The sequence below is a fragment of the Kitasatospora sp. NPDC088548 genome, assembly GCF_044753005.1.
In the GTDB taxonomy this organism is placed as follows: Bacteria; Actinomycetota; Actinomycetes; order Streptomycetales; family Streptomycetaceae; genus Kitasatospora.
Genome location: NZ_JBIVMI010000003.1, coordinates 69737 through 89491 on the forward strand (window position 1 = coordinate 69737; position 19755 = coordinate 89491).

Sequence of the window (19755 nt, forward strand, 5' to 3'; positions counted from 1 at the left end):
CCCCGGTCACCCGTCCGTACGCCCCGAGGAGAACCCGACCCATGTCCCGCCAGCCCCAGCGCCGCCTCGCCGGTGCCGTCCTCACCGCCGCCCTGGCCCTCGGCGTCACCGCCGCACCCGCCTGGACCGCCCACGCCGCCACGGCGGCCGGTGTCCCCTCGGCGGCTGGTGCCGTTACGGCCGCCTCGGTCGTCTTCGCCGACGACTTCGAGTCCGGCACCGTCGCCAACTGGACCCGCCAGCGCATCGACGGCAACGGCTCCATCACCGTCACCGGCGCGCCCGCCGGGGGCACCGGGCAGGCCGCCCGGTTCAGCGTGCCCAACGACGGGCAGTCCTACCGCGCCGAGGTCGCCGTCAACGCCCTCGGCTGGGGCAGCTACCGTTTCGCCCTGGCCGACTACCTGCCCGCCGACTGGGCGCAGACCTCCACCGAGACCATCGTCGCCCAGTGGCACGGCTACCCGCTCGCCGACGGCAGCGACACCAAGCCGCCGATCGCGCTCACCGTCAAGGACGGCAGCTGGCGGCTCAAGGTGCACTGGCTGACCGATCCGACCACCGTCCAGGAAGCCGTGATCCCGCTCGGCACGGTGCAGTTCGGGCACTGGAACCAGTGGGCCTTCGACATCACCTGGTCCACCGACGCCACCCCGGGCGCGATCACCGTCCTGCGCGACGGGGTGCAGGTCGGTGCCTACAACGGTCTCAACAACTACCACCAGAACCAGGCACCGTACTTCAAGACCGGTATCTACCGCGCCAACTGGAACCCGGCCAAGAACATCCCGTACCCGACGGGCGGACCGGACGTGGTGCTCTACAGCGACAGCGTGGTCGTCACCAAGTACTGAACCGGCGCCGGGCGGGATCCGCTCTCCCCGGAGCCCGCCCGGCCTGCCCCGCCGAACCCCAACCACCAAGAGGTAGTAGCACCATGAGCGATGCGGCCCACCGGCACGCCCTGCCCCGAAGAGGATTTCTCGGCCTGAGCGCCGGAGCGGTCCTGCTGGCGGCGGGCTGCCGCTCCGCCACCGATTCCGCCGCCGACGGTGCCAAGGGCGCGTCCGTTACGGCCTCCGCGCCCGACCTGCAGATCGTCTACGGCAGCGCCCCCGACCCGACCCAGCTCCTCCACCGCGGGCCCGACACGCCCGCCTTCGTCAATCTGGTGCTGGACCGGCTGGTCGACCTCGACCCGCAGACCCTCCAGCCGGTGCCGTGGCTCGCCACCTCCTGGGAGTGGAGCGCCGACCGGCTCAAGCTGGTGCTGAAGCTGCGCGAGGACGTCACCTTCCACGACGGGCGTGCGCTGAGCGCCGACGACGTGGTGTTCTCCCTGGTCGGCGCCGCCAAGACCTCCCAGGTCAAGCCGCTGCTGGAGCGACTGGCGGACATCCGGGCCAGCGCCGGGAACGAGGTCACCCTCACCCTGGCCAGGCCCACCAGCAACCTCTTCGACGCGCTCGCCTTCAACCCGGTGGTGGACGCGCGGAGTTACGTGGACGGCAAGGCCGCCGACAAGGTGAACGGCACCGGCCCGTTCACCTGGCAGTCCTTCAAGGGTGGCAACCAGCTCGACCTGGCCCGCTACGACCGCTACTGGCAGAGCGGCCGACCCCGGTTCGAACGGATCACCATCCGCTCGGTGACGAGCAGTCAGGCCGCCCTGTCCGCACTGCAGTCCGGCCAGGCCCAGCTGATCGGCGCGGTGCCCGGCCGCGACCTCAAGGTGCTGGCGGGCAACCCCGGCTTCACCGTGCAGTCCGCCAAGGCCTCCTACCAGCAGGCCTTCCTCGGCGTGAACATCGCCACCAAGCCCTTCGACGACATCCGGGTCCGCCAGGCGCTCCAGTACGCGGTGGACCGCGAGCGGATCGTCAGCCAGGTCTACGGCGGCAGCGCCGAGGCCAGCAGCCTGCCCTGGCCGTCCAACACGCCCGGCGTCACCCCGGACCAGGTCAAGCGGTACGGGCACGACCCGGAGAAGGCGAGGGGCCTGCTGAAGGAGGCCGGTGCCGAGGGTGCCCGGGTACCGCTCACCGCCGCCAACTCGCCGGTCTTCGCCTCGCTGGTCGAGCTGGTGAAGTTCGACCTGGAGCAGGCCGGCTTCGGGGTCGACGTCCAGCTGCTGGACAACGCGGCGATCCAGCCGAAGATCCAGCAGGGCACGCTGGAGGGCCTGTTCGTGGCCAACCACGGCATGGTGAGCGTCTCGCCGCTGAGCGGTATCACCGTCTCCGGCCCGCTCCAGGTCGGCAAGAACACCTCGCACGTCACCGATCCCGCCTTCGCCGAGTTGCAGAGCCGCGCCTTCGCGGCCGTCGACGAGAAGGCCCGGGCGGACGTCAATCACGAGCTCTCCGAGTACCTGCTCGCCCAGTCGTTCCACATCACGCTCGCGCACGCCTGGGAGACCTACGCCTTGGCCTCCTCGGTGCACGACGTGGCGACCAGCGCCCTGGGCTACCTGCGGCTGACGGACACCCGCCGGGACGGCTGACCGAGCCCTAGCTCCCTCCACCCGCACCCCTCCACCGAACCCCGGAGAACCCCGTGCCGTACTGGACCAGAAAGGCCGCCGGAGCGCTGGCCACGCTCTGGCTCGCCTCGGTGGCCGTCTTCCTGCTGCTGCACCTGGCCCCCGGCGACCCGGTCTCCGCCGCGCTCGGCGCCGAGGCCGACCAGGAGCAGCGCGAGCAGCTCGGCCGCCAGTTGGGAGTGGACCGGCCGTTGCCCGTCCAGTACCTCACCTGGCTGCGCGGACTGCTCACCGGCGACCCGGGACTCTCCTTCCGCTACCGCGAGCCGGTCACCAAGATGATCGGCCAGAGCCTCGGCAGCACCATCCAACTCGCCCTGGCCGCAGGCCTGCTGATGCTCGTCCTCGGGCTGCTGCTGGGAGCCGCGCTGGCCGCCGAGCGGCGCGGCCGGCTGGCCCGGGCCCTCGACCCGGTCACCACCGCCGTGCTGGCGCTGCCGGTGTACGTCACCGCCGTGCTCTTCGTGTTCGTCTTCGCCGTCCTGCTGCGGGTGCTGCCGGCCGGTGGCGAGAAGGATTTGTTCGCCGCGCCGGACCTCGCTGTCCAGTACCTCGCGCTGCCCGCCGTCGCGCTGGCGCTGCCCGGTTCGGTGGTGCTGGCCAGGCTGCTGGCCACCGAGATCCGGCGCACCCGCCAGGAGGAGTTCGTGCTGACCGCGATCGCCAAGGGCGCCCCGCCCCGGCGGATCCTGCTGCGGCATGTGCTGCCCAACAGCCTGGCCCCGTTCTTTGTCGAATTCGGACTGAACCTGGGCGAGTTGCTGGGCGGAGCGGTGGTCGCCGAGCAGTTGTTCGCCCGGCACGGCCTCGGTCAGCTGCTGCTGGACGCGATCAACCAGCGCGACTACCCGGTCGCCCAGACCCTGATCATGCTCGCGGTCGCGGTGGCGGTCACCGTCCAGCTCGGCTCCGAGCTGCTGGTCGGCCGGCTCGACCCGAGGATCGCCCGTGCCGGCACCGGGGAGGCCCGATGACCACCGCCGCACCCGTCCGACGCCGCGCCCGGCCCGTCCTGCCCGCCGCCCTGCGCAGCGGCAAGGGCCGCACCGGGGCGGTGCTGGTGGCCCTGGTGGTGCTGCTCGGCCTGCTGGGCCCGCTGCTGCTCTCCGCCGACCCCTACCAGCAGGGCCCCGACGCGCTCGCCGGACCGTCCTGGGAACACCCGCTCGGCACCGACGAGGTCGGCCGCGACCTCCTGGTCCGGGCCCTGTACGGGGTGCGGATCGAGCTGCTGGTCTGCCTGCTGGCGGTGCCGGTCGCCGCCGTTCTCGGCACCCTGCTCGGGCTGCTCGGCGGGCTCAACCGGCTGCTCGGCGAGGCCGTGCAGCGCCTCTTCGACCTGCTGCTCGGCTTCCACGGTCTGCTGCTCGGCCTGGCGATCGCGCTGATCGTCCGGCCGGGGCTGGGCAGCGTGGTGGCGACGATCGTGCTCAGCGCCCTGCCCTCGTTCGGCCGGCAGGCCAGGGCCGCCCTGCTGGCGCAGCTCTCCCGCGACCACGTGGTGGCCGCCCGGGTGCTCGGCGTGCCGCGCGGGCGGACCCTGCGCCGGTACGTCCTGCCGAACGTCACCGACGCCGCCACCGCGCTGCTGGCCGTCGGGATGGCGCACGCCGCGAAGATCGAGGGCGGGCTGAGCGTGCTCGGCTTCGGCATCCAGCCGCCCACGCCCTCGCTCGGCACGATGATCAACACCGGCAGCAAGTACCTGTTCCTGGAGCCGGGTTACGCCCTCGCGCCGGTCGTCCTGCTCGGCCTGCTGGTGTTCGGGCTGACCTTGCTCGCCGACTCGTTCAACCGGGAGAAACTGCGGTGACCGCGACCGAGACCACCGCCGCCCCGACCGCGGCGCCCGCCGCCCGCGCGCTGCTGGAGGTGGACGGCCTGCGCGTCACGGCGGGCGGCGCCGAGGTGGTCCGGGGGGTGGACTTCACCCTTCGCCCGGGCGAGATCCTTGGCCTGGTGGGGGAGTCGGGCTCCGGCAAGACGCTCACCGCGCTGGCCGTCAACCGGATGCTCCCGCCCGGCTGCGGGACGGCCGGCGGCGCCGTCCGCTTCGACGGCACCGATCTGCTCACACTGCCCGAACCCGGCATGCGCGCCGTTCGCGGCCGCCGGATCGGCATGGTCTTCCAGGACCCGCTCGCCTACCTCAACCCGCGGATGCCGATCGGCCGCCAACTGGCCGAAGCCGCCCGGGTGCACGGCGCTGGCCGGGCCGAGGCCCGGGCCCGCGCGCTCGAACTCCTCGACCTGGTCGGCATCCCCGAGCCGGAGCGCCGCTTCCGCGACCGCCCGCACGAGTTCTCCGGCGGGATGCGCCAACGCGTGCTGATCGCCATGGCGATGACCAACCGGCCCGACCTGCTGATCGCCGACGAGCCCACCACCGCCCTCGACCCCACCACCCAGGCGGGCATCCTCGACCTGCTGGTCCGGCTGCGGGACGAGACCGGCACCGCCGTCCTGCTGATCACCCACGACCTCGGGGTGGTCGCCCGGACCTGCGACACCGTCCAGGTGATGTACGCCGGACGGATCGCCGAACGGGCACCCGCCAAGAGGCTGTTGGCGCAGCCCCGGCACCGCTACACCGCGGGTCTGCTGGCCGGGGTGCCCCGCCTGGACGGCCCGCTGGGCCGCCCGCTCACCGTGATCCCCGGCAGCCCGCCCGCCGCCGGGGAGGACCGGCCCGGCTGCGCGTTCGCCCCGCGCTGTGCCGCCGCCACCGAGCGCTGCGCGAACGAGCCTCCGGCCTGGGAGAGTTCGGGCGAACGGGGGTTCGCCTGTCATGTCCCGGCGGCCGGACTGCCGCTGCCCGTGGCGGCCGTGCCGGTCCGGCGCCCGGCGCCACCGGCCGGCGAACCCGTGCTGGTGGCCGACGGCCTCACCGTCCGGTACGGCCGCCGGGCGTTCGGCCGGGGCCCCGGCGCGCCCGCACTGGACGGGGTGAGCCTGACGGCCGCGCCCGGCCGGGCGGTCGGGGTGATCGGCGAGTCCGGCTCCGGCAAGTCCACCCTGGCCAGGGCGTTGCTCGGGCTGCTCCGGCCACAGGGCGGCACCGTCCGGGTCGGCGGCCGCTCCTGGTCGGAGGTGCCGCCGAGCGAGGAACGGGCGCTGCGGCGCCGGGTGCAGTTCGTCTTCCAGGACCCGTACGCCTCGCTGAGCCCCCGGATGACGATCGGGCAGGTGCTGTCCGAGCCGCTGGTCACCCATGGCCTCGCGGGCGAGGCGGAGTTGCCCGGCCGGGTCGCCGGGCTCTGCGAACTCGTCGGCCTGCCGCCGGGGTTGCTCGACGCCCGGCCGCACCAGCTTTCCGGTGGGCAGCGCCAGCGGGTGGCGATCGCCCGGGCGCTGGCCGTCGGCCCCGAGGTGCTGGTCGCGGACGAACCGACCTCGGCGCTCGACGTCTCCGTCCAGGCGCAGATCCTCAACCTCTTCGCCGATCTGCGGGAACGGACCGGTGTCGGTCTGGTCTTCATCTCGCACGATCTCGCCCTGGTCCGCCACCTCTGTGACGAAGTGCTGGTGATGCGTCACGGCCGGGTGGTCGAACACGCCCCCGCCGACGAGCTGTTCGGCGCGCCCGCGCACCCGTACACCCGGCAGCTGCTCGCCGCCGCCCTGCACTGATCCGACCCGCGTCCCGACCTCACGCCAGGAGTGCTGTCCCCCCATGTCCGCCGCACACCCCTCCCGCCGCCGGCTCCTGCTCGGCGCGGGCTCCGTCGCCGCCCTGAGCGCCCTTCCCGTCGCGCCCGCCCGGGCCGCCGCCTCGTCGTCCGGTGCCCAGCCGCCCGTTCCGCGGCCGTTCGGTGCCCAGCCGTCCGGCACCCCCCGGGTCACCGGACTCGGCCCCGGCAACGCGGACTTCCCGCTGATGAGCGCCACGCTGCTGGGCGAGACGCTCTGGATCGGCTCGCGCAACCTCGCGCCCGCCAAGGTGGTCGGCTACCACCTGCCGACCGGCCGGGTGACCGCGACCGCGGTGCTGCCGACCGGCAACTTCGTCCAGGGCTCGGCCGGTCACGGCGGCGCACTCTACCTCGGGGTGACCGACGCGCCCCAGGCCGTCAACCTCTACCGCTTCGACCCGGCCGACGGCGGTGTGCACGCTCTGGCGAACGTCCCCGGCGCGGACGTCCGGGACGTGGCCGTCGCCCCCGACGGCGTGGTGTACGCGACCGGCCGGCAGAAGGGCCGTGCGGCCGGGCCGGGTCTGTACGCCTACGATCCCGCCACCGGTGTGGTCACCGAGGTCGCCTCGCCCGCGCCCGGTGCCACCCAGGGCCGGGCGGTCGAGGCCACCGCCACCCACGCCTACCTCGGTGTCGGCAGCAACCTGGCGGGTGGCGGCGGGGCGACCCTGGCCACCCTGTACGCCGTCGACCGGGTGAGCGGCCGGGCCGTCGACATCACCCCGCCGGACCTGGTGAACGACACCATCGTCCGGCAGATCGCCGTCCTCGGCGACGACCTGCTCGCCGTCAGCACCGAGGGCAAGCCCGCGCACGTCGCCTTCCTCGACCCGGTGACCCACGCCGTGCTGCGGTCCTTCGCGGTGCCCGGCACCAAGAGCATCACCAACTTCCAACGCCTGGGCGACACCGTCTGGTTCACCTCCACCGAGCGCGGCATCGTCTGGCGCTACCGGCTCGGCGCGGGCACGCTGGAGCAGCTCGCCACCCCCGTGCCGGACGGCAACTCCTGGGGCCTGGGCCGGATCGGCGACACCCTGGTCGGCGTCACCGAGGGCGGTACCGCCTGGACGCTCACCACCGGCACGGGCGCGGTCACCACCCGGGACCTGGTCGAGGCCGGCGCCCCCGCCGAGGCGCAGCTAGGGATGTCGGTGGCGGCCCACAACGGCCGGGTGTACGTGGGCGGCAACGGCTCGGTCGCGCTGCACGACCTCGACGCCGGCACCGTGCACAAGCTCCCGGTGCCCGGGGAGGCGAAGGACACCGTCATTCTCGACGACGAGACCCTCTACCTGGGCGTCTACTCCTCCCAGGGCATCTGGCGCTACCGCCCTGGGTCGGACGAAGTCCCCGTCCAGGAGGCGGCGTTGCCGCAGGAGCAGAACCGTCCGCAGGTGATCCGCTGGGACGAGGAGAACCGTCTGCTGCTGCTCGGTGTCCAGGCCGACACCACGGGCGGCGGTTCCTTCGTCACCTACCGGCCCGGCAGCGGGCGGCCGACGGTGCACGTCGATCCGCTGGGCGCCGAGCAGTTGGTGCGCGCGGTGGCGGCCGGGCGCGGCCAGGCCTTCCTCGGCGGCGACAATGCCAGGACCACCGGCCCGCGCGGCGACCTGGCCGCCTGGGACCCGGTGGCCGGGCGTGAACTCTGGCGGACCGGAACGGACTTCGGCTCGGGTATCAGCAGCCTGGTGGTGCACGGGCCCACCCTGTACGGCATCACCGTCAACGGGCAGGCCTTCGCGGCCGATCTGCGGACCGCCCGGCGGGGCCGGGACGGGTGGACGGCCCCGGTGATCGGTGCCCGTGCCGACCTGCGGGCGATCACCTCGGCCAACCCGCGGCTGCTGGTGGCCGCCGGCCGGCTGTACGGGATCAGCGAGCGGACGCTGTTCCGGCTGGACCCGGCCACGCTGGCCGCCACCGTCCTGGTCCAGGTGGACGCCGAGTGGTACAGCGGTGCCAGGGTGGCCGTCGACGACCGCGGTCTCCTGTACACGCTGCGCGGCCGGGAGCTGATCGCCGTCCGGGACCGCTGACCCCGGCCGTCCGCCGGGCGGTTCAGAACCACGTCTCCCCGTAGTGGTCGCCGGGGTGGCCCTCGCGGAGCAGACAGATCTCGTGCTCGGCGGGGGGCACCGGTTCCTCCTCCTCGTCGGCCACGGCGGGGCAGCGGGGGGCCAGTTCCACCACGTACTGCGGCCAGGAGGCCCAGTGGAGGTCGTACCCGACGCCCTGGACCAGCGCGGAGTGGGTGCCCTGGTGGCCGGCGACGAGCTCGCAGCGCAGCCGCGACTCCATCATGAAGGCGGCGTGCGGCACGTTGTTGAAGTGGTCGATGTCGGCCTGGGGGAGTGCCACGACGGCCGGGCAGTGGCGCTTTTCGACAGGTGCGTGGGACGCGTGAGTCATGCGCGTCAGCATCCCACCCGGGCTGCCGGAGGTGGGTGGTTTCCACCATCTTGTACGCGTCACGAGGGAATTTTGTCGGCCCGTGTACGGGTGGCGGGTACGCCTGCTTCTTCGGGGCCCGCATCCGGGTCGGCCGTCGGTATCCGGGGCAGAGGCCGGCATCCGGACCGTCACCCCGTCAGGACGGTCCGAGGGCCCAGCCGACCACCGAGAGGGTCGCCATCGAGACCAGGGTGGAGCTGAGCACCGCGTCCCGGGCGAGCGCCGTGCCCTGCCCGTACTCGCGGGCGTAGACGAACACGTTCTGCGCGGTGGGGAGGGCCGAGAACAGGACGACGGTGAGCAGCTGGTGCGCGGGCAGGTGGAGCAGGAAGGCCCCGACGGCGAACGCGGCCAGCGGCTGTATCAGCGTCTTGACCGCGACCGTCACCCCGACCTCCGCGTACCGGGCGGTGCCGGTGACCGGCGGGCGGCCGTGCAGGGACATGCCGAGCGCGACCAGAGCGGTGGGTACGGCCGCGCCGCCGAGCAGTTCGCAGGAACGGTTCAGCTCGGTGGGCGGCTGCCACCCGAGGGCGGAGACCAGCGCGCCGAGGGCGGCGGCCAGCAGGATGGGGTTGCGCAGCGGCAGGGTGAGCGCCGCCCGGCGACCGGCCGTCCCGGTGTCGAGGACGGTCAGCACGGCCGGGGTGACGAGCAGAATCTGGAACAGCACCACGGGCGCCACGAAGGAGGCGTCGCCGAGCACCTGTACGGCCACCGGGATCCCGAGATTGGCCGAGTTGACGTACCCGGCCGCCATCCCGCTGATCACCCGCTCGCCGAGCCCCCGGTGGAACAGCAGGGACGAGGCGAGCAGCCCGAGACCGGTCGCGACCGCCGTCCCGGCCGCGAAGGCGAGCATCGAGGGATTGGCGAACCGGTCCAACGGTGCCCGGGCGATCATCAGGAACAGCGCGGCCGGCATGGCCACATGGAAGACGAAGCGGCTGAGCACCGACTCCGCCTGCGGCCCGAGCAGCCCGGTGCGGCCGACCAGGTAGCCGACCCCGGTGAGGGCCCAGATCGGCGCGAATCCGGACAGCAGCGGGTGCAGGCTGGGCATGGTTCCTCGGGTGGTGAGAACGGCGTGCCGGGCGGTCGCGGGGGTCGCCCGCCACCTGCCGCAGTCAATCAGACCCCGCTCCGCCTACCATGACCCGGTGGAGCATCTGAGCCTGGCCGAGGTGGAGACGATCGCGCGGCGCGCTCATGCCGGGCAGGTCGACAAGGGCGGCCGCCCGTACGCACTGCTCAGCCTGGACTCCGGCTGACGCTCCGTCAATCATGCTCTTTGGTGGGCGCCGCGGGGACGAACCGGGCGAACGGGTCGGCGGTGCGGGCGCAGTGCTCGTCGAGCAGGCCGCGGAAGCGGTCGAGCAGGGCCGAATGGCGGGTGTCCACGGCCAGGTTGACCATCTCGCCGGGGTCGGCGGTGAGGTCGAAGAGCTGCTCACGGTGGTCGCCCCAGGCGTAGCAGACGTACTTGTGCCGCTCGTCGCGGATCATCCGGCCGAGGGCGTTGTTGAAGCCGGGCAGCTCCCAGCGGGTCTCCACGACGACGGTCTCGCGCGGCTCCCGGGAGCGGACGCTGCGGCCCGGCAGCCCGGGTGGCGGGGTGACGCCGGCCAGGTCGCAGAGGGTCGGGACGAGGTCCAGCCCGGTGGAGACCAGACGGTCGCTGACCGCCCCGGCGGCGGCGTCGCCGCTCTGGCCGCCGGGGCCCGGTGCACCCGGCCCGGCGACGAGGAACGGCACCCGCACCGACTCCTCGTACAGTGCCCACTTCTGGTTCCAGCGGTGGGCGCCGGCGCCGTCGCCGTGGTCGGAGCTGAAGACCACCACGGTCTCCCGCCCGCCGGGCCGCTCGCGCAACGCGTCCAGCAGCAGCCCGAGGTGCCGGTCGACCCGCTCCACCAGCGCGTAGTACGCGTAGCGGTAGCGCCGCCAGTCGTCCTCGCGCCACTGCGCCGTCGGGTGGGTGTGCGGCCAGGCCTGCTGGGCGAGCCGGGGGAGGCGGGCCTCGTACGGCGCGGGCGGGAAGTTGGCGGGCAGCGGCGGGCACTGCTCGACGGGCGGCGGCGCGGGGAGCGGGCCGGTGCGCGGGTCCTGGCCGCGGGCCCACTCGCAGATGCCGTGCGGTTCCAGGAACGAGGCGACCAGCAGGAACGGGCGCTCGCGCGGCTCGCGGATGAACCCGGCGGCGGCGTGGGCGAGTCCGGCGTCGTCCCCGGCGGGGTGGATCCGCCGGAAGCCCCGGCCGTCCGGCAGGTCCAGCTCGGGCAGATGCCACTTGCCGCCGTAGCCGCAGTCGTAGCCGGCCTCGGCGAAGAGCCGGCCGAGCAGTGGCTCCGGGCCGCCGCTGTTGCCGGTGACGCCCAGGGTGCTGGGCAGTCGGCCGGTCAGCAGACTGGCCCGGGACGGTGTGCAGAGCGGCTGGGCGCAGTACGCCTGGCGGTAGCGGGTGCCGACGGCGGCCAGCGCGTCCATGTGGGGCGTGGCGAGGTGCGGGTTGCCCGCCGCGCTCATCGCGTCGGCGGTCTGCTGGTCGGTCAGGACGACCAGAATGTCAGGCTGCCGGGTGTCCGTCACGGGTCAGGCCATCCGCTCGTAGGTGTGCCGGTCGAGCGCCCAGCGCAGCGGCTCGCCGGCCGCCCAGCGCTCGAACTCCCCGACCACCAGGTCCCCGAGGCGTCGGCGCTCCAGCGCCTGGCTGCCGGCGAGGTGCGGGGTGACGACCACGTTGGGCAGTGTGAACAGCGGCGAGCCGGGCAGCGGCGGTTCCGGATCGGTGACGTCCAGCACCGCGAACAGGTCGGGCCGTCGGGTCAGGACGTCGAGCAGGGCGGGTTCGTCGAGGACGGCGCCGCGCGCGGTGTTGACCAGGGTGGCGCCCGGCTTCATCGAGGCCAGCAGCCGCCGTCCGACCAGCCCTCTGGTCTCGGGGACCAGCGGGGTGTGGACGGTCACCACGTCGGCGGTGGCGAACAGTTCCTCGATCCCGACGCTCCGGACGCCCGGCGGTGCCTCGGTGTACGGGTCGTGGGCGATCACCCGCACGTCGTACGCGCGCAGCCGTTCGCAGACCAGCCGGCCGGTGGCGCCGAGCGAGAGCACGCCGACCGTGGAGCCGTACGCGCCCGGCGCCCGGCCGACCCGGACGGCCGTGCGCGCGGCGCGGGCGGCCAGGACGTGCCGCCAGCCGTCCTTGAGGGCGTAGACGATCTGGGCGACGGTGAACTCGGCGACGGGCAGGGCGTTGGCGTGGGCGGCCGTGACGAGCGGGATGCCGGCCGCCCAGAAGGCCTCGCCGGCGATCCGGCGCACCGAGCCGGCGGCGTACAGCACCAGACGCAGCCGGGGCAGGCGGGCGAGTGCCGGGGCGTCCAGGACGGGGCCGCCCCAGCCGGTGAGCAGGACCTCGGTCCCGCGCAGCGCGGCCGGTTCGGCGGCCAGCCGGTCGGCGCTCCAGACCCCGCCGGGGGCGGCCGGGTCCGCGATCAGTTCGGCCTGTGCGGCGACCCGGGCGCGGGCCTCGGGCCCGTAGACGTCGGAGAAGCGCTCAGGGTCCATCGCGAAGGCGGCCGCGAACATCCGGGTCTCCTTTGGTCGAGTGCCCACGGATGAGTTTCTATCACATTGAGAAATAGTGGAGCCGGGAGAGGCGCGGCAAGGGGAGGGGGTGGAGGAGCGAGCGCTACCGGGTGATGAAGGTGGCCCCGTCGGCGAGCCGGACGGCGGCCGCGGCCGCGCCGACCAGCTCGGTGGTGGTCGAGTGCACCACCATCAGCCGGGGCAGCACCGGCACCCGGCCCTGCAGCCGGGACTCGATGGCGGGCAGCATCTCGCCCCCGCTCTCCCAGAACAGCCGCCCGCCGAGCGCGATCAGCTCGGGCCCGAGCACGGTGCTGAGGTTGGCCACCAGCAGGGCCAGGTCGTCGGTGAACTCGTCGACCAGCCGGACCGCGGCCGGCTCCCCGGCCCGGCCGAGCCGGAACAGCTCGGCGACCCGCTCGGCCGAGGTGCCGGAGACGGTGAGCCCAGCCTCGGTGATCCGCCGGTCCACGGCGTGGTCGCCGACCCGGGACTGGGTGTCACCGGTGCGCCCGAGCGGCCGGTCCAGCGCCCGGCGGTCGGTCATCAGATGGCCGAGCGCCCCGGCCGAGCCCAGCCGCCCCCGGTGCAGCCGGCCGCCGAGGACGATCCCGGCGCCGACCTCGATGCCCACCACCACGGCCGCCAGGTCGCTCACCCCGGTGCCCGCCTCGCCGTGCTGGACTGCGAGTGCGACCAGGTTCACATTGCTCTCCACCGCCACCGGGATGCCCAGCCGCTGCTGGAGCAGCGCGCGAAGCCGCATGCCCGGCCAGTCCAGCGCGGGCGCGAACTCCACCAGCCCGGTCCGGTCCCGCACCACCCCGGGCACCCCGACCACCAGCGCGCGCGGCGCGCCGGCGTGCCGCCCGGCCCACTCCCGCAGGCCGTCCACCAGCGCCAGCAGCGGGCCGGTGAGGTCCTCGGCGGCGGGTTCGCGGCCCCGCTCCGGTCCGAGGTCCGCCCAGTGGTGCTCGGCCTCGTGCAGCACCGTGCCGTGCAGGTCGGTGACCACGCCGATGATCCGGCGCGGGCGCATCGCGACCGCGAGGACGGTCTGCGCGCCCGCGTTGTAGCGGATCAGCTGGGGCGGGCGCCCGCCGCTGGACGGCGCCCGCTCGGCCTCCACGAGCACGGCGCCCTCGGCCCGCAGCACCTCCACCAGGCGGTGCACGGTGGCGGTGCTCAGCCCGCTCTCGGCCGCCAGCTGCTGCCGCGAGAGCGACCCGTGCCGCCGCAGCACCTCCAGCAGCACGGTCTGGTTGACCTGGGCCACGGTCTGGGTGGTGGCGGTCGCCGGAGTGCGCGGGGACTGGGGCACCGGGTGCTCCTCGGGCCTGGTCGGGTGGGGCCCGAGCGGTCGGGACTTTGTCTCGGCCCGAATATATCCGACCCGCTACCGGCCGGACCGCCGTCGGACTGCCGCGGGGCTGCCGCCGGAACCGGACCGGGCGGGAGCATCCGCACACGGCGAGAGGGCCTGTGCACGCGGATCGCGCGTGCACAGGCCCTCTCGGTCACCCCGGTGATCCCTGTCCGACCCCGGGGTGAGGGGGGACAGTGGTCTGAAGTCGGGTGTAAGTCGCCAGGCGGCTTAGTACCAGTGGTTGTTCTGCCAGAAGGACCAGGCGGCGTTCGGGCTGCCGTAGCGGGAGTTCATGTAGTCCAGGGCCCACTTGATCTGGGTGGTGGCGTTGGTCATCCAGTCCGCGCCGTGCGAGGCCATCTTGGAGCCCGGTAGCGCCTGGGCCAGGCCGTACGCACCCGAGCTCGCGTTGGTCGCGGTCACGTTCCAGCTGGACTCGTGGGCGATGATCTGGCTGAACGAGGCGAGCTGGTTGGCCGGCACGATCTGGGCGGCGATGGACTGCGGGGTGGCGGCCGAGGCGGTGGCGGGCATCAGGCCGGCGCCCAGGGCGGTCAGACCGGCGGTGCCGGCGAGAACAGCGGCGGAGGTACGCATACGGAGCTTGAAAGCGGGCATAAGGAACAAGACCTCAATCGGGTTGGGCCGTGTCACACCCCGTCTCGACCATGGCCGGACAGGGGCCGTAAGGTCGCGGGGCGTGACTTGGCGGGAAGCCGGATCTGGCGGGACAGGGGCCGGAGCGGCTGACTGAGCCATTGTTGGCATGCCGGATCGGCAGTCGCCAAGACCCCCTGGTTACGACCCACCGTCGTATCAGGGGCTGGTGCCGTGGATTCGAAGGAGCGGCTAGGCGCTGTCGCTTGTGGCCGCTGACCTGGGCAGACGGTTTAGTCCGTACGCGTGCTAGTGGCTGCGCCCGGGCACCACTACCGGTCGTCGTGGACGTCAATTCCGTGTGAGCGCACTCACCGGGCACCCCACCGCGGCCGTCACCGGCCGGCCCGTCATCGTCACGGTGTGTGCCGGTGATCTACGGCCGCTTGAGACCGGCGCCACACCCGCCTCAGCGCGCGAGCACGTCCCCCAGCCGACGATGGCGCCGGGCCCGTGCGGCGAGTCGCTCGGGCTCCGGGGCTCCGGCCAGCTCGCCGAGCGCCGATCCGACCGCGCGCCCCAGCCGTGCGCAGAACGCGGCCGGTTCCTCGGCGGCGTCCGGCAGCTCCGGGACGACCAGATCGACCAGACCGGCACCGGCCAGGTCGTACGCGCCGATGCCCTGCGCCCGGGCCAGCTCGGCGGCATGCCCGCCGTCCCGGTGGACGATCGCGGAGGCGCCCTCCGGCGGCAGCGGCGCGAGCCAGGCGTGCTCGGCGGCGAGCACACGGTCGGCGGGCAGCAGAGCGAGCGCGCCCCCGCCCGACCCCTGGCCGAGCAGCACCGCAAGCACCGGCGTCCGCAGGGCGAGCAGGGTGGTCAGGGAGTGCGCGATCTCGATCGCGACGCCGTCCAGCTCGGCCTGCGCGGACAGTTCGGCGCCGGCCGTGTCCACCACCGTGACCAGCGGCAGCCCCAGCTCCTCGGCCAGCCGGGCGGTCCGCCGTACGGCGCGCAGGTCGGCGGCGGTGAAGGGGCGTTCCCCGGTCGGGCCCGGCCGCTGCTGTCCGACCACCAGGGCCGGCCGCCCGTGCAGCACGGCGAGCGCCCGTACCAGTGCCCCGTCCCGGCCGCCGGGCGCGTCCAGCAGGACCAGCTCGCCGGCGGTGCGGCGCAGCAGCTCGCGGGTGCCCGGTCGGTCGGCCCGCCGGGTGCGCCGGACGGACTCCCAGGCGTCCGGGCGCGTGGCGGGCTCCGGCCCGGGCCGGCCGAGTGCGTGGGCGGTCCCTGAACCGCGGGCCTCGTCGGCCTGCCGGGCTTCACCGCTCGCCTCACCGGGCGTCGCCGGGTGTGCCGTCAGGACGGACAGCGACCGCCGCAGCACCTCCCGCAGCTCCTCCGGCGCCACCACGGCGTCCACCAGGCCACGCCCGGCCAGCGTCTCGGCCCGCTGCACGTTCGGGGGCAGCTCCACCCCGCGCAGTTCCTCGTACACCCGAGGCCCGAGGAAGCCGAGCCGGGCCCCCGGCTCGGCGAACACCAGCTGCCCCAGCGTGCCCCAGGAGGCGAAGACCCCGCCCATGGTCGGGTTGCGCAGATAGGTGAGGTACGGCAGCCCGGCGGCCCGGTGCGCCTGCACGGCGGCGGTGATCCGCACCATACAGAGGAAGGCCGCCGTCCCCTCCTGCATCCGCGTTCCGCCCGACACCGGCAGCGCGACCAGCGGAAGCCGCTCGGCCGTCGCCCGCTCCACGGCCCTGGTGATCCGCTCGGCCGTGGCCACCCCGATCGACCCGCCGAGGAAGCCGAACTCGGACACCACGAGTGCCACCGCCCGCCCGGCGATCAGCCCGGCTCCGGTGAGCACCGCCTCGTCCACCCCGGTCCGCTCCCGCGCCCTCGCCAGCGCGGCCCGGTAGCCCGGGTCCGCCGGCTCCCCGTCCAGCGGCTCGTCCCAGCTCCGGAAGCCGCCCGGGTCGACCAGCGCCCCGATGAGCTGATGCGCCGTCAGTGAAGTTCCGGTACCCATCGCCCTGCCCCCGCCCTCACGAGTCGTCGGCCTCCGCGCACCGACAAGATCCACCCTACGCAGCACCGCCCCCGCCCGTCCCGGAGCGACGTGCGCGTGTGAGCGGCCCGACAGGTTCGGCGGCCCGTCCTCAGGGAAAGTGCGCGTCCAGTACGCCAGGACCTCCCAGGGCCCGATCGCATCCAACTCCTCGCCCCGGGAAAGAGCAGGACCGCGATCCGGCGGAAGCGTTCGTCGCCCGTCGGCGCGATCGGAGCAGAAGCGGTGAGGGGGTTCCACCGCCCACGATGACGCTGGACCAGGCCCCGCCCGGGCCGTCGGGCAGGCCGCGGCCGTACCGCCGGTTGCTAGGGTCGGACCCATGGCAGCCAGCAGCGCGAACCCCCCCGGACGGCTGCGCCGCGACGCGCAGCGCAACCGCGACCTGCTGCTCGCCACCGCCCGCGACCTGTTCTCCCGGCGCGGACTGGACGTGCCGCTGGACCAGATCGCCAAGGAGGCCGGGGTCGGCAACGCCACGCTGTACCGGCACTTCCCGACCCGGGAGGCGCTGATCGGAGAGGTGTTCGCGGACGCCGCCGCGGTGCTGGCCGGCGCGGGGGAGGAGGCCCTGGCGGCGGCGGACGCCTGGGGCGCCATCGAGCGGTACTTCGGCCGGATCTTCGAACTGGTCGCCGCCGACCGGGGGATCAACGACCTGGTCACCCAGGCCATCCCCACCATCCCAGGGATGATCGAGATCAGTCGGCAGAACGCCGCCACGGTGGGCGCGCTCGTCGCCCGCGCGCAGCAGCAGGGCAGCATGCGCGCCGACGTCGTCACCATGGACCTGCTCTTCATGCTCGGCCCGCTCTGCCGCGCGCTGCCCGCCACCGCCGAACTGCGCCCGGACCTCTGGCGCCGCTACCTCGCCCTGCTGCTGGACGGCTTCCGTGCGCAGGCCACCCACCCGCTGCCGGTACCGCCGATCGGCGAGGAGCACCTGGACAAGATGTTCGCCGACCTCTGGGAGGCCGAGAGCCCTGATGCGTGACGCCTGACGCCTGACGCCTGATGCCCGACGGCGAACGCCCGGCGCGTGCTGCCGGGCACACCCTCGGCCGGACGCGCCGCCCCCGGTGTCAGGACCGCGTACGGATCGGTGCCGTCCACGTCAGGGCTCCGTCAACGAACGGCCCCCGCCCCGGGCACCCGGCTTTGCTGGAACCCGCACACATCAGCGCAAGCCAGAGGGGCAGGCAGGGCATGGCGGACAACGGCGCCGGCAGCAACGCGGACGAACCGGCCGACGAACGGCCGGTGGACGACTGGACGGCGGGTGGCTGGACGCCGGCCGACCGGTCGGACGGCGAGGACGACGAGGACGGTGAGGACGGCGGCGGGCCGGACGGGCGCCGCCGGATCGTGGTCGGGGTCAGCGGCTCGCTCGGCAGCATCGCCGCTCTGCACCACGCCGTCGCCGAGGCCCGCCGCATCGACGCCGACGTGCTCGCCGTGCACTGCTGGACCCCGGCCGGCGGCGAGTTCGGATACCGCCGCTCACCGTGCCCGCCCCTGCTCACCGCCTGCCGCGACGCGGCCTCGGCCCGGCTGCGCCAAGCCCTGGACGACGCCTTCGGTGGTGCCTTCGCCGGGGTGCGCCTGTCCAGCCAGGCCGTACGCGGCGAGACCGGCCAGGCGCTGGTCCGCTCCGCCGACCGGCCCGGCGACCTCCTCGTCCTCGGCGCGGGCAGCCGTGGCGCGATCGCCCGCGCCCTGCGCCCGTCCGTCACCGCCTACTGCGTCCGGCACGCGGTCTGCCCGGTCCTGGCCGTCCCGAAGCCGCCCCTGCAACGCGAACTCGAAGCCCTCGAACGCCGCCACCACACCCGCCTGCGCCCGCTTCTCGGCACCGGCGGCGAGACCGGCCTGCTCTCCGCCGGGCGCTGAGGAGGCGACGCCGCGATGCAGTCCCGCCCCTACCGCCTGCCGCTTGCCGTGTCCGGGGCGGTGGCCCTGGTCGCCGCCGCCGCGCTGCTGCCCGTCCTCGCCGTCCTCGGCGAACTGCGTCCCACCTGGGTCGCCCTGGCCGCGTACGCCGCCCTCTGCGCCGCACTCGGCCGGCACTCCCGTCCGGCCGCCGCCCCGCTGATCGGCCTGGCCACCTGGCTCTTCCACAACGGCTTCGTCGAGCACCGCCACGGCGCCCTCGGCTGGTCCGGCCCGGCCGCCGAGACCGGGCACCTGCTCCTCTTCACGGCCGCCGCCCTGCTCGCCGCACTTCTTACCCGGCTCCTCGCCGCCCTTCCACGCCGTCGGGCGCACCCCGTCCGCCTGCCCGCCCCGCCGCTGCGCCACCACGACGGCGACTGGCACCCGGCGGCCTGACCGCCGTCAGCCCGCGATCCGCGCGGCCGCGTCCGGCCACGGCTCCATCACCCGGGACTCGTCCGCCATCGCCTCCTCCTCCCACCAGCCGGCCCCGTCGAGCCAGCCGTCCAGCCACTGCGCCAGCGACGGCGCGTCCTCGAACCACGCGTCGGCCCAGTCGTCCCCGACGGCGTTGGGCTCGAACAGCAGCACCGGCGCGCCCGGCCGCAGACAGTCCACGGCCGCGTACATCCCGCAGCCCCAGTCCAGTACCGGGAGCACCCCGGCCGGCCAGTGCGGCCCGTCCCCCTCCACCCCGGCCGCCTCGTCCGACCGGGCCCGCTCGCCCCGGTAGACGGAGACCACCGACGGCTCCTCCCCGCTCAGCGGCAGCATCGCGCCGTCCGGCCCGAACCCGCCGTTCCCCACCTCCCGGTACAACCGCAGCAGCAACGGCGGCAGCGTGAACCCGACCACCGCCTCCACCCCGGCCACCTCCGCCGACCCGACCCCCGCGCCCAACTCCTCCCCGTCCTCCGCCGCCCGCACCCGCACCCGCTCCACCAGCGCATCCTCACTCATGCGCCGATCCTGCCACCTCCGTACGGCAGTTGACCGACCGCTGTCCCGGCACCCGTCGCTGCGAGGGTGTGCGCGGCCATCAGATGCGGGCGCGGCTTCGAACCGCCGACAGCTGCTTTGCAAGAGCAGCGCTCGACCGCCGGCTGTTGTGTACGTGCCGCTCGCCGCGGCCGGGCGGCTTCGGCGGGGTGGAGTGAGTGGCCGTCATGGGGGTTTCTCCCCCGGTTCGGGTGGGTGTTCCGAGCTGGTAGTGTTCTTCTTGTCGCGAGGGAGATGATTCCTCGTCAGGCGTCAGTGGTGCTACAGGAGCACGTCCTACTTTCAGTAGGGAGAGTCCGTTCGACCCGGGCCTGGCGCTCCACTTTCGGGTGAGGCCCGGTGCCGTTTCAGGCACCGGGCCTTGTTCGTTTCCGTGGGGGTTTCCGTACGGGCCGCGGGCGGGTTCGGGCAGGTGTTCTGGGCTGGTAGTGTTCTTCTTGTCGCGAGGGAGATGATTCCTCGTCAGGCGTCAGTGGTGCTACAGGAGCACGTCCTACTTTCAGTAGGG

Annotated in this window: 17 protein-coding genes; 9 read left to right on the forward strand and 8 right to left on the reverse strand. The window is 74.1% G+C overall.

Annotation, left to right across the window (positions count from 1 at the left end; genetic code table 11):
- Positions 1–41: 41 nt before the first annotated feature.
- The 6 genes from ACIP82_RS05795 to ACIP82_RS05820 all read left to right on the forward strand — a co-directional run bounded on the left by ACIP82_RS05795 (position 42) and on the right by ACIP82_RS05820 (position 8279).
- Entirely contained in the window at positions 42–854 is an 813-nt protein-coding gene (locus ACIP82_RS05795) for a polysaccharide lyase (protein WP_400651270.1), read from the forward strand.
- Positions 855–937: 83 nt separating this feature from the next.
- Positions 938–2503: an ABC transporter substrate-binding protein gene (locus ACIP82_RS05800; RefSeq protein WP_400651272.1), complete on the forward strand. Its 1566-nt coding sequence runs from the start codon at positions 938–940 to the stop codon at positions 2501–2503.
- Between the two features lie 53 nt (positions 2504–2556).
- The gene (locus ACIP82_RS05805) at positions 2557–3516 is read left to right on the forward strand and encodes an ABC transporter permease (protein WP_363609053.1); all 960 of its coding nucleotides are present in this window, start codon (positions 2557–2559) and stop codon (positions 3514–3516) included.
- Entirely contained in the window at positions 3513–4355 is an 843-nt protein-coding gene (locus ACIP82_RS05810) for an ABC transporter permease (RefSeq protein WP_400651275.1), read from the forward strand. Before ACIP82_RS05805 ends, ACIP82_RS05810 begins: the two co-directional genes overlap by 4 nt.
- Positions 4352–6172 carry a dipeptide ABC transporter ATP-binding protein gene (locus tag ACIP82_RS05815; RefSeq protein ID WP_400651276.1) on the forward strand — a complete coding sequence of 607 codons (1821 nt, stop codon included), beginning with the start codon at positions 4352–4354 and terminating at the stop codon, positions 6170–6172. The genes ACIP82_RS05810 and ACIP82_RS05815 overlap by 4 nt, the downstream gene beginning before the upstream one ends.
- Positions 6173–6215: 43 nt before the next feature.
- Entirely contained in the window at positions 6216–8279 is a 2064-nt protein-coding gene (locus tag ACIP82_RS05820) for a hypothetical protein (protein ID WP_400651279.1), read from the forward strand.
- A gap of 22 nt (positions 8280–8301) precedes the next feature.
- Here ACIP82_RS05820 and ACIP82_RS05825 read toward each other — a convergent pair whose 3' ends face one another.
- The 7 genes from ACIP82_RS05825 to ACIP82_RS05855 form a co-directional block, all read right to left on the reverse strand.
- The gene (locus tag ACIP82_RS05825; protein WP_363609045.1) at positions 8302–8652 is read right to left on the reverse strand and encodes a hypothetical protein; all 351 of its coding nucleotides are present in this window, start codon (positions 8650–8652) and stop codon (positions 8302–8304) included.
- A gap of 178 nt (positions 8653–8830) precedes the next feature.
- Entirely contained in the window at positions 8831–9757 is a 927-nt protein-coding gene (locus tag ACIP82_RS05830; RefSeq protein WP_363609043.1) for an AEC family transporter, read from the reverse strand.
- Between the two features lie 215 nt (positions 9758–9972).
- Complete coding sequence (locus tag ACIP82_RS05835; RefSeq protein WP_363609042.1) at positions 9973–11283, reverse strand: sulfatase-like hydrolase/transferase; 1311 nt, start codon at positions 11281–11283, stop codon at positions 9973–9975.
- A gap of 3 nt (positions 11284–11286) precedes the next feature.
- Positions 11287–12312 (reverse strand): hydroxyacid dehydrogenase, encoded by a 1026-nt coding sequence (locus ACIP82_RS05840; protein WP_363609040.1) that lies wholly within the window; start codon positions 12310–12312, stop codon positions 11287–11289.
- Positions 12313–12388: 76 nt separating this feature from the next.
- A complete protein-coding gene (locus ACIP82_RS05845) occupies positions 12389–13606 on the reverse strand; it encodes an ROK family protein (RefSeq protein ID WP_363609038.1) in 1218 nt (405 codons plus the stop codon).
- A 273-nt stretch (positions 13607–13879) separates the two neighbouring features.
- Positions 13880–14248, reverse strand: coding sequence for a transglycosylase SLT domain-containing protein (locus tag ACIP82_RS05850; protein ID WP_400651282.1), 369 nt, complete (start codon positions 14246–14248; stop codon positions 13880–13882).
- A gap of 469 nt (positions 14249–14717) precedes the next feature.
- Positions 14718–16277, reverse strand: coding sequence for a carboxyl transferase domain-containing protein (locus ACIP82_RS05855; RefSeq protein ID WP_400651285.1), 1560 nt, complete (start codon positions 16275–16277; stop codon positions 14718–14720).
- Between the two features lie 361 nt (positions 16278–16638).
- Here ACIP82_RS05855 and ACIP82_RS05860 point away from each other — a divergent pair, with 361 nt between their 5' ends.
- The 3 genes from ACIP82_RS05860 to ACIP82_RS05870 all read left to right on the forward strand — a co-directional run bounded on the left by ACIP82_RS05860 (position 16639) and on the right by ACIP82_RS05870 (position 18644).
- Entirely contained in the window at positions 16639–17310 is a 672-nt protein-coding gene (locus ACIP82_RS05860; protein WP_363609032.1) for a helix-turn-helix domain-containing protein, read from the forward strand.
- 212 nt (positions 17311–17522) lie between these two features.
- On the forward strand, positions 17523–18206 hold the full coding sequence (locus ACIP82_RS05865) for a universal stress protein (RefSeq protein ID WP_400651288.1): 684 nt from the start codon (positions 17523–17525) through the stop codon (positions 18204–18206).
- Positions 18207–18221: 15 nt separating this feature from the next.
- A complete protein-coding gene (locus ACIP82_RS05870) occupies positions 18222–18644 on the forward strand; it encodes a hypothetical protein (RefSeq protein ID WP_400651291.1) in 423 nt (140 codons plus the stop codon).
- A gap of 6 nt (positions 18645–18650) precedes the next feature.
- Here ACIP82_RS05870 and ACIP82_RS05875 read toward each other — a convergent pair whose 3' ends face one another.
- The gene (locus tag ACIP82_RS05875) at positions 18651–19208 is read right to left on the reverse strand and encodes an SMI1/KNR4 family protein (RefSeq protein WP_400651294.1); all 558 of its coding nucleotides are present in this window, start codon (positions 19206–19208) and stop codon (positions 18651–18653) included.
- Positions 19209–19755: the final 547 nt, after the last annotated feature.